The sequence below is a fragment of the Cyanobacteria bacterium FACHB-DQ100 genome, assembly GCA_014695195.1.
Lineage (GTDB): Bacteria > Cyanobacteriota > Cyanobacteriia > Leptolyngbyales > Leptolyngbyaceae > Leptolyngbya.
In genome coordinates this window covers 1-12,533 of sequence record JACJNW010000023.1, presented here as the reverse complement: position 1 = coordinate 12,533, position 12,533 = coordinate 1, and the positions used below count along the sequence as shown (strand labels likewise).

The following is a 12,533-nucleotide window of genomic DNA, read 5'->3' as shown; positions in this document are numbered from 1 at the left end:
TCATGTTTGTTTTGCTTCAGCAAGTCCGATTGCTTGATCCAGTAGCGAATGTCGATCGCGTGACCGATGTGCTACTCGAAGATGGGATTGTGCGGTCTTTCTCGCCTTCAGAAGTTCCCCAAGAAGCGGAGCGGCGATCGTGTTCGGGCTGGATTCTCGCACCTGGATTAATCGACCTGTACAGCCACAGTGGAGAACCCGGATTTGAAGAACGCGAAACTTTGGAATCTTTGCAAGCAGCGGCGATCGCGGGTGGATTTACTCGTCTGAACATTCTGCCGGATACGAATCCTGCGATTGATCAAAGCGCGATCGTCGCTCAAATTCGCACCAAATCTTCGAGAATTAGCTGCTGGGGTGCGTTAACGCTTGGTGTTCAGGGACAGCAAATGACTGAACTCACGGAACTCGCAGAAGGTGTGATCGGATTTAGCGATGGCAAACCGATTTCAAATCTGGCATTAGTGCGGCGATTGTTGGAATATTTGCAGCCCATGCAGAAGCCGATCGCGCTTTGGGCATCTGATCCAGGACTCACCGGAAAAGGCGTGATTCGAGAAGGCGTAAATTCGATGCGGTTTGGACTGCCGGGAGTGCCAATTATGGCAGAATCCGCTCCATTATCTGCCCTGCTTGAATGTATTGAAGAGATTGGAACACCAGCCCATCTGATGCGAATCTCAACAGCGCGAGGGGTAGAACTTGTGCGATCGGCAAAAGCGCGAGGGGTTCCCATCACTGCCAGTACCACTTGGCTGCATTTGCTCCTGAGTACCGATTCTGTACAGTCTTATGATCCGAGCTTGCGACTTGATCCGCCGCTTGGCAACCCGAACGATCGAGACGCTTTAATTCAGGCAGTTTCAGATGGCGTAATCGATGCGATCGCGGTCGATCACACTCCTTACACTTACGAAGAAAAAACCGTTGCGTTCGGAGAAGCACCGTCTGGAGCGATCGGCTTAGAACTGGCGTTACCGCTTCTGTGGTCGAATTTAGTTGAGTCGGGTCGCTGGTCGGCGTTGGATTTATGGCGGAGTCTTAGCGTGCGTCCGGCTCAGTGTTTGGGACAGGACTTGAGCGCGATCGCGCCCGGCCAACCGAGTGATTTAATTCTGTTCAATCCGAATGAAAAATGGACAGTCGATCGTTCCCATCTACGATCGCTGTCCACAAATACCGCTTGGTTCAGTCAGTCCATTAATGGACGAGTGCTGCAAGCTTGGTGTTTCTAACTTGTGTTTCTAATATTTTGGTTCTGGTGCAAGCTCACCTGCACGATTCGGGGGCCAGAATCGGACAACCGCTCTGCCAATAATCTTGTCGCGAGGGACGAAGCCCCAATAGTGACTGTCATAGCTGTTGTTGCGGTTGTCCCCCAGCACGAGATAAGAATCTGGAGGAACCACTTGAGGCCCCCATTCATATTGGGGTGCTTCGTCTTTGCCGATGTAATTTTCTCGGAGTGGCTGATCGTTCACGTAGACCCGATTGCCTTTGACCTGAACTTTATCACCCGGTAGTCCGATCACCCGTTTGATAAACGCATCGTGGAAATTCTGTTTCTCTAAAGCAGCAGTCGGAGAGAAGACAACAATATCGCCGCGCTGTGGATTATTGAACCGATAACTGATCTTGTCGATGATCAGACGATCGTTGATCTGTAAGGTGGGCAACATCGAACCAGACGGAATGTAGCGAGCTTCTGCGACGAACTGCCGAATCCCGATCGCGAGAACCGCACTTAAACCGATGGTCTTGAGTCCCTCTACCCAGGGATTTTCGTCTTTTTTCTGATGCGCTTTTTTGTTAGGAGCCGGGTTATCCACGCGATTCATATCACCTTAACGACTACAGATTCTAGAGGCTGAAATAGAAACCTTCGTTCCCAGTCTAATCTACACGGGTGGATTTACACTTTCAGTATCAATTCTCCGAACTGTAGCAAGAGGTGCTTACTTTTTCAATCCGATTGGCATGATTAAAACTTTTGGCAGTTGAGCGCGACCGCGGCAAATTCAATACCGAAGTTCGAGGACGGGCATTGAGATTTGATGCTTAGAGTTGAGCGTGAATTTCTTAGGATGGAGAAGTTCGCGACTCGCTCTGAAAATGCCTTCAATCTACAAACCGACAAAAGCTGAAGTTCACGCCGCTTACAATACAACGCTGCCGGATATTATTGCGCCAAATCTCAAAGTTCTGTTTAGCGGGATTAATCCCAGTTTGTACAGTGCAGCCGTGGGACACCATTTTGCCCGTCCTGGGAATCGATTTTGGAAAGCCATCCATTTAGCTGGATTTACCGATCGACTCTTATCTCCGTTTGAAGACAGAACCATGCTCGATCGTGGTTTCGGCTTAACCAATTTAGCCGCTCGTGCAACTGCAAGAGCCGATGAGTTAACGAATGAAGACTTAGCGACCGGGCATCAGGATCTCGCCGAAAAACTCGAACAATATCAACCGAAATATCTAGCCGTTTTGGGAGTGAGCGCTTACCGAACGGCGTTTAAGCAACCGAAAGCGCAAATGGGACTGCAAAAAGAGCCGCTATACAATACAACGATTTGGGTGCTACCGAATCCGAGCGGTTTGAATGCTCACTATCAGATCAAGGATCTGGCTGAGGTGTATGGGGAATTTTACGAATTTGCAACACAAAGTTAATCTCAGGCGTCTAGACTTAACAAAAGTTTAAGCTTTGAGAGGAATGCCATGTCGATCGTTCATGCACTCAAACCTAGATTGAATAGTGCTTTCAAGCAGTTGATGTCGGTTCATTGGTGGATGAGTGGAGCGTATCTGGTTCTGTTCGTGACGGGAACGTTCATGTCACAACTCGATCGCTCTGTGTCTTATCGGGGTTCGCTGTACGATTTTCATAAGTCGATCGCAGTGCTATCGATGGCGCTGCTGACTTGGCGGATTTTTCTACTGTTGCAAGTGTGGTGGAAGAAATACACGAAACGTTTTCCAAAATTTACGCCTGCTTGGTTTAAAACAGTCGCACTGCATACAAGTTTGTATGTGTTGATGTGGGCAGTTCCGATCACTGGATTTTTACTCTCAAACTCGTTCCGTCCTAACAATGTCAAATTCTTTGGGATTGTTTTACCGGATCTGTTTCCCCAAAATCCTGCGATGGCGGAGGTCGGGCGTAATGCTCACTTTTGGCTGTCTTACACCTTTTTGGCGTTCATTGTTCTGCATACGATCGCACAATGGAAAGTAGCTCGCGCTCATTGGCGACGGTTTAGCAATTTCTTGAAACTAAAATCTAAAACGGTTCGGACATGAAGCAGGTTTTTTGGAGTGCTATCGTAACGGGGTTATTGATATCAGGGTGTACGCCTGTTGCTTCAGTGGATGGCACTCCAACTAGCATTCGGATCATGCCGCTTGGAGATTCGATTACACAAGCCGATCGCAATCACAATAGTTATCGTCGTCCGTTGTGGCTTAAACTTCGAGCCGCAGGGTATGACGTGAATTTTGTCGGTTCAACAAAGTCTCATTATTTAGGAAATGCGCCTAAATCTGATTTTGATCAAGATCATGAGGGACATTGGGGTTGGCAAGCGGATGAAGTGTTGGCTCAAATCGCTCGCTGGTCAGCAACTGCTAAACCCGACGTTGTATTAATTCATTTAGGAACAAACGATATTCTAGGCGGACAGAGTTTTGACGGTGCGATCGCTGAACTCCGAAAGTTAATCGAAGTGATGCGGCAACGGAATCCTCGCTTAAAGATTCTGATTTCACAATTGATTCCTTCGTCGGGTGGTGAAGCGTTAACTCAACAGTTTAATCAGCAAATTGTGGCGTTGGCTCGATCGATCAATTCGCAAACAAGCCCAGTCATTTTAGTCGATCAATTCAGCGGATTTGATGTGCAGCAAGATACCTACGATGGACTGCATCCAAACGAATCTGGAGAACAAAAAATGGCAGATCGTTGGTTTCAAGCTTTAGAGAAAGCGCTGCCTAAAAAGCCTTAACGATTCCAGGCATCTCGGTACATAAAATGACCCATTAGAAACAGAATAACTCCTGCCCCTAAAAATAGAATTTGCCAAAAGCTGCCAACTTCAAAGCTTAGACCTACGGGCATAAAAGCCGTTCCAAGCATCCACATAACGTATGTGAAATTGCGGCGCGATCGTGATTCAAAATCCATAACGATTAATCAGAACTCTTAGCTTTACCGTAGCGATTCCGTCGATCGTTATCCTGTCTCCTGCAGTAGAACTACTCTCTGTCTGTTGTTAGAGATGTTTTGCCTTGTACCCAATCAATTTGTTAATGCTACAGATCCTTTGCCCCCTAAATCCCCCACGAGTGGGGGACTTTGAGATATTCAATCCTTCTTTGGCTTGAAGTCCCCCAGAATGGGGGATTTAGGGGGCTTGCAAGATCTGTAGTGATTAAAGATCAATTTGGTATTAGTTGGAGAGAGTTGCAAATTAGAAACCATTTCGTTAACAATATTTGCAGAGCGTTCAAGGAAGAAATTAATGATCTCGAATCCGCTTGTTTCAGTGATTATTGCTGCTTACAATGCTGAGGCATTTATTTCAGACACGCTAAAGTCAATTCTGGCGCAAACTTACCACAATTTTGAAGTGATTGTGGTCGATGATGGGTCAAACGATCGCACTGCGGAAATTGTGCGATCGTATATGGCGATTGACGATCGTATTCAACTGATTCAGCAGGAAAATTCTGGAGTCGCTGCTTCTCGAAACTTAGCAATTCGGCAGTCTTCTGGTCTATATATTGCGCCGATCGATGCTGATGATATTTGGTATCCCGAACGGTTAGAAAAGCACGTTCATTGTCTAGAAACTGCTGATGAATCCATTGGATTAGTTTACTCTTGGTCAACCTATCTTACTGAAACAGGCAAGATTAAAGGCTACTCACCTTTTTGTCAGCTTGGAGCAGTTGAAGGAAACGTTCTAGCCGTTCTTGTGTTCTACAACTTTCTCGACAATGCAAGTACGGTGATGTTTCGTCGAAGCTGTATCGATACGGTGGGGGATTACAACACTGAACTAGAAACTTGTGAAGACTGGGATCTGTTTCTCCGGATTGCTGAACATTATCACTTTGCGATCGTCCCTGAGTATCTCATCGGTTATCGCCAATACAGTGGCAGTATGTCTACAAAATGCACCACAATGGCGCACTTTTATGAATTAATCATGTCGCGTGTTTACGATCGCCATCCAGAGCTACCCAGTTCGATTCGTCGATGGGCAAACACTGCTTTTTATAACAATTTACTCAGTAAAAGCTATCTAGCGGGTGATTATGCGTTGATGTTTCGATGGCTTTACCGCAGTTTGAAGGGAGATTTCGCGCTGTTGCTGCGTCCAGGAATTTATAAAGTGACGCTGATTGCGATTTCTAAAGCTCTAACCCGCCCGCTACAGTTTTTCGCTTCAAAACGTTCAATATCAAGGAAGTCGAACCCTTCAGCGATCGCGATCGAAACTCAACTCCCCGCTCCTTCACATTCCAACGTCTGGAAGCCATACGATTTAGTCATCCGATACCGTTGGCAACAGATGGTCAAAACAACTCAGCTTTAGAAACGGAGAGGGGGGGATTCGAACCCCCGTTGAGTTGCCCCAAAACGCATTTCGAGTGCGCCGCATTCAACCGCTCTGCCACCTCTCCAGGTGCATATGCTCAATTAATATACTACAGGAATGAAGCTTCTGGCTCATCAACTTCTAAAGTTGTTCTAAATCCCTGATTTTTTGACCATTGCAATCCGCCCTCTGCTTGGGTTTGGTAAATCTGAACTTGACCCACCTGCAACTGACGCAATGTTTCAGGATGAATCGTTCGTGAGTAGGCGATCGCGACACTCGGCTGCATTTGTCCTAACAATCTCGGATGCAATCGCCGTCCCGACCACCAAAGAATTTCATTACCACTTAAATGATTGCCTAACGCTTGCCGCTGACTAACATTCGGTACATCTTTCAGCCATAACCAGCGTCGTTGTTCAACGCCAAGCTGTAAAATCGTTGGCTCGATGCTCAATGCTTGAATGTCGATTGTGCCTGTTTTAATCACTTGTCCGGTTGTAATCGGTAAATGCTTGCCTTTTTGCGCTGTTAATTGCTGTATTGCTTCAAGTGAGACGGCTGGCTGTTTTTCACCAGAGAAGTCATAGAGCGATCGAATTGGCAAATCTTTGATCAACGTACTCCAACCTTCTGAAGGAGAAGCTGCCACTGCCCAATCAATTCGGTTAACTCCTTCCTTCTGCAAAAACGGCAGAATCGTAAAGCGCACTGCATCAGCATCACCGCTGTTAATCAATCCAACTCGTCCATGATCTTGAATCACCATCACTGGAGTCTGATTCACGGATAATGCGGTGACTTGTAATAAGTTCGATCGCGCATACCAAGCAGGGATAAATACTAAATTGATTCCAACTAAAAGAAACGCCCACCATTGCCGTTGAAAACGGGAAAATATCCAAGGTGTGCAAATCAATCCATACAGTACGAGCATTAATAGAATTGAAATTGTGCCAACTGCGATCGAATTTCCCGGCAACTGACAAACGAATTTCACACCATTAATTAACCCGTGAGTTGGATAGTACAGAAATGGAGTTGTGAGGCTTGCGATCGCAGGAGAAATTAAATTCAATACCGCGTTAATGATTCCGCCAATGCTAATAAATGAAATCAACAAGGTTGCAGCAACATTCGCTGGAATGCAATAGGGGGAAACGATCCCAAATGAAAATAACTGTAAAGGTAATGTCCAGATAAATGCGGCAATTGGAACAGCGATCGCAGGAACGATAACAGTCGGCAACCAGTCCAACCGTTTTGAAAGTGCTGGAACTGTTACCAATAACCCCAACGTTGCTAAAAAGCTAAACTGAAATCCTAAATTCCAAATCCACAACGGCTCTACGATTAGCAAAATAATCGCTGCAATCAACAATGTGTTTAACGGCTTGGTGTATCTTTCCAACAGGATTCCAAGCAGAACCGCAAACCCCATGATCACGGCTCGAAATACCGCAGGCTGCATTCCCGTCAGCCCCATAAAAACGATCAATCCTGTCACACCCGTTCCAACCTGTACTGCTTTAGGAAATCGCCGCGTCAACGCCAACAACACTCCTAAAATCAGCGTGACTTGAAATCCCGATGCCGCCAACGCATGAGACAGCCCAATCTTACTAAAGGCATCTTTAACATCAAACGGGACATCAACCACGCGCCCACCGATTACCATTGCGCTGATGAGCGATCCTTCTACATTTCCAAATTGTTTCGCTTGCGATCGCACGATTTCTCTCTGAATCATCCACCATCCCCAAGTTGGCTTCTGATTCGTGTCGAGTAGTCGAATTGATGTTCCTTTCAGCCCTGCAAAGCTGCCTTCTTGCGCCAAGTATTTCTGAAAATCAAATCCGCCCGGATTCATTTTCGGCTTCGGTTTGTAGAGATTGCCTTGAACGGCGGTCGCTTGTCCCGGATACAAGTCCTCTCCGTCAATCTTTGACAACGTGACATAGAGCTTTCCGTCCGCTTTCTGCTCTCCAACCTTTGTCACGTTTAACCAAACCTGTCGATTGTCTTTGCGCGTCAACTTCGGCAGCGATTCAACAATCCCCGACACGGTAACTTCTTGCCGCTCTTTCGGTACAAATCGGCTCACGTCGATCGCGCTCGGTTGCGGTGTCCGAAGCTGTAGATAAAACCCCGCCGCCAGTCCAATGAATCCTGCAATAATCCAGGCCTTTGCGATCGTTCGTCTCAGCTTCAATCTCGAAAGTACAAGCGCACAAATCACACTAGAGATGAGTACGATCGCGCCTCCAAAGGGCACTGCGGTCATCAGCAATCCGACGATGTAAGCCAGGCACCAAACGGCCACACTGGTAGAAGCCATCTTTTACTCTTTGTCATGCAGGATCGTGTTTGTGGTGAATTTGATCAGGTTTCTCGCTGCGATTTGAGCGGCTTCTTGCCCCCTAAATCCCCCATGCTGGGGGACTTTGAAGGTTAAAACACTTCTTAAACATAGGGAATCCCTCTTCTCTAAGTCCCCCACAGGTGGGGGATTTAGGGGGCAACCCGAATCCACAATCGCAGCGAATTTTCCCAATCAAACTCACGCTGGCTTAAGAGTGCCCAAAAATTTAAGTAACCACAAAAAAAAGAGTCAGCCGCCGCCAACTCCGAATCAGCTTTTGCAAATGTTTTTAGATCGAGAGTCCGAGCATAATGCCAAATACACCATGAAGCAAAACGATTCCAGCGATCGCAGTACCTAAATAAGCGTGAAACAGTCTCAACCCCGGCTTATTGCCTCCAAATCCCGCCAGCGAAACCGCTCCATTCAAATAGAGCAATCCCAACACCACCATCCCAGTCAAGAAATGCGGACTCTCTAGAATCGACTTCTTCTGCATCACCAGCGACAAGATTCCGCCCGTTGCTCCCAGCGTCATAAACAGCACAACTAACGGCATCAGCTTCCGGTGATCCGCCCGATTCTTTAACGCCACTTCCTTATCTTCTGCTAACCGTCCCCGCCATCCAGCCCAAGCCGAATAGCCTCCCATCACCAAAACCACAATTCCCATCATCACCGGATGTCCCCAATGAATGATCGGTTCTGGCAAATTCAAAGAGCGAAAAAATTGCGCGATCGGCTCCAGCGTTTCACTCAAGTTTGTACCCATGTTCTCCCTCTTGCGTCATCGTCAAGAAATATTAAGAGCATTTTATGGGAAGAAAGGTTCAAGTGCTGAAATTCAAAGCGTTTCCTGACAAAAAAGCGATCGCTTCCTAATGTTGGAGATGCGATCGCCATTGTGCAACCTTTCTCTTTTCTAACTATGCGCTCTGCTCCTCGTCAGCCATCCGCGCCGCCTTCGCTCTCATCCGAGTCGCACTGCTCTTGCGAATTCGCTCACTCTTCCGCATCCCGCCCGCCATTTCATATTCCCGACTATCTTTGCCATACTTGAACGCCACTCCGATTAACATCTTGTCAATGAAGTCGCCCAAGCTTTTCTCTAGTTCATCAATCTCCTTTTTCGACGAGTCGAGCCTTGCTAAAGCGAGATTGTAGTCTTCGAGTCGATCGCGCAATTTTTCCATCTGTAAGCTCATGTCTACCAAGCTGCGGGAGCCGCCGAAATCCATGAGGGGATCGATCGCTTTCAATCCAGAGATTCGGAGTTCAGCTTTTTCGAGAATTCGAGAGGTTCGTTTTTGACGAGGCATAAATGCACTCCTTAGTGATTTGCTACTCTCAACATGGCTCATTTGTACTGTGTTTCAGTTCAGCAAAAAACGCAAAGAATTATATTTTCTCTGTTAAGATTTTGAATCAGTTTGAGTGACCGTGCTTATAAAAATTCTTTTTTCTCGGCGTAATTACGATCGCTCTTACAAAAATCGTGCGCTAAGTTGAAAAAATCGCGACGTTCCTAACGACAAGCGCGATTTTTCTAAGTGAAATTTCGATTTTTTGCTAAAAATCGCGATATTCCTAACGGCAAGCGCGGCGTTTCTAACGACAAGCGTGATTTTTAGGTGTCGATCGTGCTTGTGGCTAATAGAAGTTTTACCGTGGCAGAAACGCCAATAAGCTTAAAGTGTTGGCTGTGGAATTTTGACAAGGAATGATTTTAGGATGAGCAGATATCAAGAGCGAATAGAATCTTTCACAGGTTATTGTGTGTGTGATGACTGTAAAACTCCTACTGAAGAGCAGCTTCAAGCGGTTGAACGTGAAATTGGTGCAGTTCTACCCGCAGATTATCGTGAGTTTCTCACTCACTATGGCGGTTACGCTGCTTATAGTGGTTCACTTAGCTCGCGCATTCTCAAAGCATTTCCAGGAGCAGACTTCATAGGTGAGGAAGTTCCAGTAAATGTCTTTCTTGGAATTAAAGAAGATTCATCAGGTGCTTACGATCTTCTCAGTACCTATTACTGTTTCAGAGAAAGAATGCCTTTCAACTTCCTGCCAATTGCAATTGACCTTCTGGGTAACATGATTTGTCTAGCGGTTTCAGGTGAGGATCAAGGTTCTGTCTACTACTGGGATCGTGAGTGTGAAGAAGATGTCGATGAAGGTGAAGAGCCTGGATATTCCAATGTTTACCTACTTGCTATATCTTTTGATGAGTTTATCAATATGCTCCAATTTGAGCGAGAGGAAGAATGAACTGCGATCACACTTCCCACCTCAATGTAGATGTGCGATCGCTTCTTTAATAGAACTTTCTTCCTAATCTGAGGAAGTTGACCTGATGTTTATGGGCACACTGACTCAGGAACGTGAACTGTGTTGATCATTTCGATTGGCTTGCAATGAATAAAATTCCAACAACCTCCCAAACTAGTTTATCTGAAGGACTTTGGTTTATCTTTCAAGACAGTAATAAAAGAATTGCTGCCCATGTTTCTTGGTTCACGGGACAAGAATGCGTCTTTGCCAATGACAACTTAATCTCAAAGAGAAGATCGTTAAGTATGACAAGTACACACCGATTCATCTTTGAAGAAGATACGTATGAAGTTGTATTTTCTCAATCAATACTATCAAGTGATGTAAAATGCTCCCTAATAAAGAACGGCATTTGCATTGAACGCCTCAAAGTGTATTTTCCGTCTGAGACATTTGAGTTTTCATTTATTGTACTTTTCTGTTATTTCGCTCTTGGCGTTCTGATTCCTTTCTTTCGCTTACCTATTTGGCTATTATTACTTGCAGTTTTCTGTTCAGTTGTAGTAGTTGGTATAGACAGGATGAAAAAAGCTGTTATTGATAAAACTGATATATAAAACTTGTGGAATTGGTCACCAATAGCTATAACTATCTCATTTTGCCTCAATTTGAACGTGCAGTCGCCTCGCATACTGAATTATCTTAATAACATTAGCTTTCGAGAAAAGTTAAGGTGCTAGATATGGAAAGCGATGTGACAACATTCACCGCCCTAGTAGAGCGAGATACTGACACTAACCTCTATGTAGGTCACATTCCTGGCTTTCCTGGAGCGCATTCTCAAGATGAAACATTAAATGAATTACGCGAGAACTTGCGAGAAGTGATAGAGATGCTGCTCGAAGATGAGCAAGTTGCCTTTGTCTTCAAATAATCAAAGCGATCGTCCCCAACGATTTAACGCTTGATGAACGATCGCCCTTTTTTCCTACTAGACCGCCTCAACTTTCTCCGTCTTCAACAGCGGAAACCCTAACTCCTCGCGCTGTTTCAAATAAAGCTGCGCCACCTGCCGCGCCAAATTCCGCACCCGCCCAATATACCGCGCCCGTTCCGTCACCGAAATCACCCCACGCGCATCCAGCAAATTAAACGTATGCGAACACTTCAGCACCTGATCATAAGCAGGCAACACCAGCCCACGCTGCATCAGTTGTTCCGCCTCCTGCTCATACAACTTAAACAACGTAAACAGCAACTCCGGATTCGATGCCTCAAAGTTATACGTCGAACACTCAATTTCCCCTTGCAGATGCACATCCCCATAAGTAATGTCATCATTCCACTGAATATCGAAAATCGAGTTCACTCCTTGCAGATACATCGTCAATCGCTCTAACCCGTAAGTAATCTCGATCGACACCGGACGACAATCCAGCCCCCCACACTGCTGAAAATAAGTAAACTGTGTCACCTCCATCCCATCCAACCAAACCTCCCAACCAACCCCCCAAGCGCCAACCGCCGCATCCTCCCAGTTATCCTCCACAAACCGAATATCATGATCCTCCGGCGTAATCCCCAACGCCTTCAGCGACTCCAAATAAATCTCCTGAATATTGTCAGGCGACGGCTTAATCAAAACTTGGTACTGATAATAATGCTGCACCCGATTCGGGTTCTCACCATACCGCCCATCCCCCGGGCGACGGCAAGGTTCCACATAAGCCACCGCCCAAGGCTCAGGACCGATCGCCCTTAAAAACGTATGCGGACTCTTCGTGCCAGCCCCCTTCTCCGTATCGTAAGGCTGCACCACCAAACAACCCCGCTCCGCCCAAAACTGATTTAACGTCGAAATTACAGACTGAAAATTCACGGTTTCCTGCCCTCGTCATCCAAACTCACTTGCCTATTGTCGCGTAAAGCAAGCCGTAGCGGTTGTTTGAGAACAGATTAGAAAAAACTTTCAAAACCTGCTTGACATCCTCCTTCTGTTCCGGCTATATTGATTAAGCGGTGAGGGAAGCCGAGCGAAAGCGACGCACTTCACAGTGCTTGAACCGATATACAACAGAATAGTTTAGAAGCCAGAGAAAGGAAAGCCTTCGTCAAGAAAATGTTCCTAAGTGTTTAGGAACCGGAAGGAAAACCGGAAATAATTACCAGAGCTACAAACATCTATTACAACATGGAGAGTTTGATCCTGGCTCAGGATGAACGCTGGCGGTATGCTTAACACATGCAAGTCGAACGAAAGACTTCGGTCTTTAGTGGCGGACGGGTGAGTAACGCGTGAG

General features: G+C 46.1%; 14 protein-coding genes, 1 tRNA gene and 1 rRNA gene. 9 read left to right on the top strand and 7 right to left on the bottom strand.

The features are described from left to right. Window positions 1-2: 2 nt before the first annotated feature. Window positions 3-1,235 carry a dihydroorotase gene (locus H6F51_08180; GenBank protein ID MBD1822470.1) on the top strand — a complete coding sequence of 411 codons (1,233 nt, stop codon included), beginning with the start codon at window positions 3-5 and terminating at the stop codon, window positions 1,233-1,235. A gap of 9 nt (window positions 1,236-1,244) precedes the next feature. Here the strand turns inward: H6F51_08180 and lepB are convergent, their stop codons facing one another. Continuing rightward, entirely contained in the window at window positions 1,245-1,838 is a 594-nt protein-coding gene (gene lepB, locus H6F51_08175) for a signal peptidase I (GenBank protein MBD1822469.1), read from the bottom strand. A gap of 274 nt (window positions 1,839-2,112) precedes the next feature. On the opposite strand from lepB, the gene mug reads away from it, so the two are divergent. Genes mug through H6F51_08160 form a run of 3 tightly spaced genes read left to right on the top strand, consistent with a single transcriptional unit; the run spans window position 2,113 to window position 4,001 of the window. Continuing rightward, a complete protein-coding gene (mug, locus tag H6F51_08170; GenBank protein MBD1822468.1) occupies window positions 2,113-2,670 on the top strand; it encodes a G/U mismatch-specific DNA glycosylase in 558 nt (185 codons plus the stop codon). Between the two features lie 48 nt (window positions 2,671-2,718). Continuing rightward, window positions 2,719-3,300 carry a cytochrome b gene (locus H6F51_08165; protein MBD1822467.1) on the top strand — a complete coding sequence of 194 codons (582 nt, stop codon included), beginning with the start codon at window positions 2,719-2,721 and terminating at the stop codon, window positions 3,298-3,300. Then, a complete protein-coding gene (locus H6F51_08160; protein ID MBD1822466.1) occupies window positions 3,297-4,001 on the top strand; it encodes a cellulose-binding protein in 705 nt (234 codons plus the stop codon). The genes H6F51_08165 and H6F51_08160 overlap by 4 nt, the downstream gene beginning before the upstream one ends. Here the strand turns inward: H6F51_08160 and H6F51_08155 are convergent. Next, window positions 3,998-4,180: a hypothetical protein gene (locus H6F51_08155; protein MBD1822465.1), complete on the bottom strand. Its 183-nt coding sequence runs from the start codon at window positions 4,178-4,180 to the stop codon at window positions 3,998-4,000. The genes H6F51_08160 and H6F51_08155 overlap by 4 nt on opposite strands. 337 nt (window positions 4,181-4,517) lie before the next feature. Here H6F51_08155 and H6F51_08150 point away from each other — a divergent pair, with 337 nt between their 5' ends. Further along, complete coding sequence (locus H6F51_08150) at window positions 4,518-5,597, top strand: glycosyltransferase family 2 protein (protein ID MBD1822464.1); 1,080 nt, start codon at window positions 4,518-4,520, stop codon at window positions 5,595-5,597. A 3-nt stretch (window positions 5,598-5,600) separates the two neighbouring features. Here the strand turns inward: H6F51_08150 and H6F51_08145 are convergent. The 4 genes from H6F51_08145 to H6F51_08130 form a co-directional block, all read right to left on the bottom strand. After that, window positions 5,601-5,685 (bottom strand) — tRNA-Ser (locus H6F51_08145). A gap of 24 nt (window positions 5,686-5,709) precedes the next feature. Beyond that, window positions 5,710-7,938: a ComEC/Rec2 family competence protein gene (locus tag H6F51_08140; GenBank protein ID MBD1822463.1), complete on the bottom strand. Its 2,229-nt coding sequence runs from the start codon at window positions 7,936-7,938 to the stop codon at window positions 5,710-5,712. A gap of 313 nt (window positions 7,939-8,251) precedes the next feature. Continuing rightward, window positions 8,252-8,734, bottom strand: coding sequence for a DUF4079 domain-containing protein (locus H6F51_08135; GenBank protein ID MBD1822462.1), 483 nt, complete (start codon window positions 8,732-8,734; stop codon window positions 8,252-8,254). A 154-nt stretch (window positions 8,735-8,888) separates the two neighbouring features. Continuing rightward, a complete protein-coding gene (locus H6F51_08130) occupies window positions 8,889-9,281 on the bottom strand; it encodes a hypothetical protein (GenBank protein ID MBD1822461.1) in 393 nt (130 codons plus the stop codon). A 412-nt stretch (window positions 9,282-9,693) separates the two neighbouring features. Between H6F51_08130 and H6F51_08125 the strand changes: the two genes are divergently transcribed. From H6F51_08125 to H6F51_08115, 3 genes are all read left to right on the top strand, one after another. Beyond that, window positions 9,694-10,230 carry an SMI1/KNR4 family protein gene (locus H6F51_08125; protein ID MBD1822460.1) on the top strand — a complete coding sequence of 179 codons (537 nt, stop codon included), beginning with the start codon at window positions 9,694-9,696 and terminating at the stop codon, window positions 10,228-10,230. Window positions 10,231-10,376: 146 nt separating this feature from the next. Next, on the top strand, window positions 10,377-10,850 hold the full coding sequence (locus tag H6F51_08120; GenBank protein MBD1822459.1) for a hypothetical protein: 474 nt from the start codon (window positions 10,377-10,379) through the stop codon (window positions 10,848-10,850). A gap of 137 nt (window positions 10,851-10,987) precedes the next feature. Further along, window positions 10,988-11,167, top strand: coding sequence for a type II toxin-antitoxin system HicB family antitoxin (locus tag H6F51_08115; protein ID MBD1822458.1), 180 nt, complete (start codon window positions 10,988-10,990; stop codon window positions 11,165-11,167). Window positions 11,168-11,224: 57 nt separating this feature from the next. Here H6F51_08115 and glyQ read toward each other — a convergent pair whose 3' ends face one another. Further along, complete coding sequence (glyQ, locus tag H6F51_08110) at window positions 11,225-12,112, bottom strand: glycine--tRNA ligase subunit alpha (protein MBD1822457.1); 888 nt, start codon at window positions 12,110-12,112, stop codon at window positions 11,225-11,227. 309 nt (window positions 12,113-12,421) lie between these two features. Between glyQ and H6F51_08105 the strand changes: the two genes are divergently transcribed. Further along, a 16S ribosomal RNA gene (locus H6F51_08105) occupies window positions 12,422-12,533 on the top strand; the annotation flags it as partial.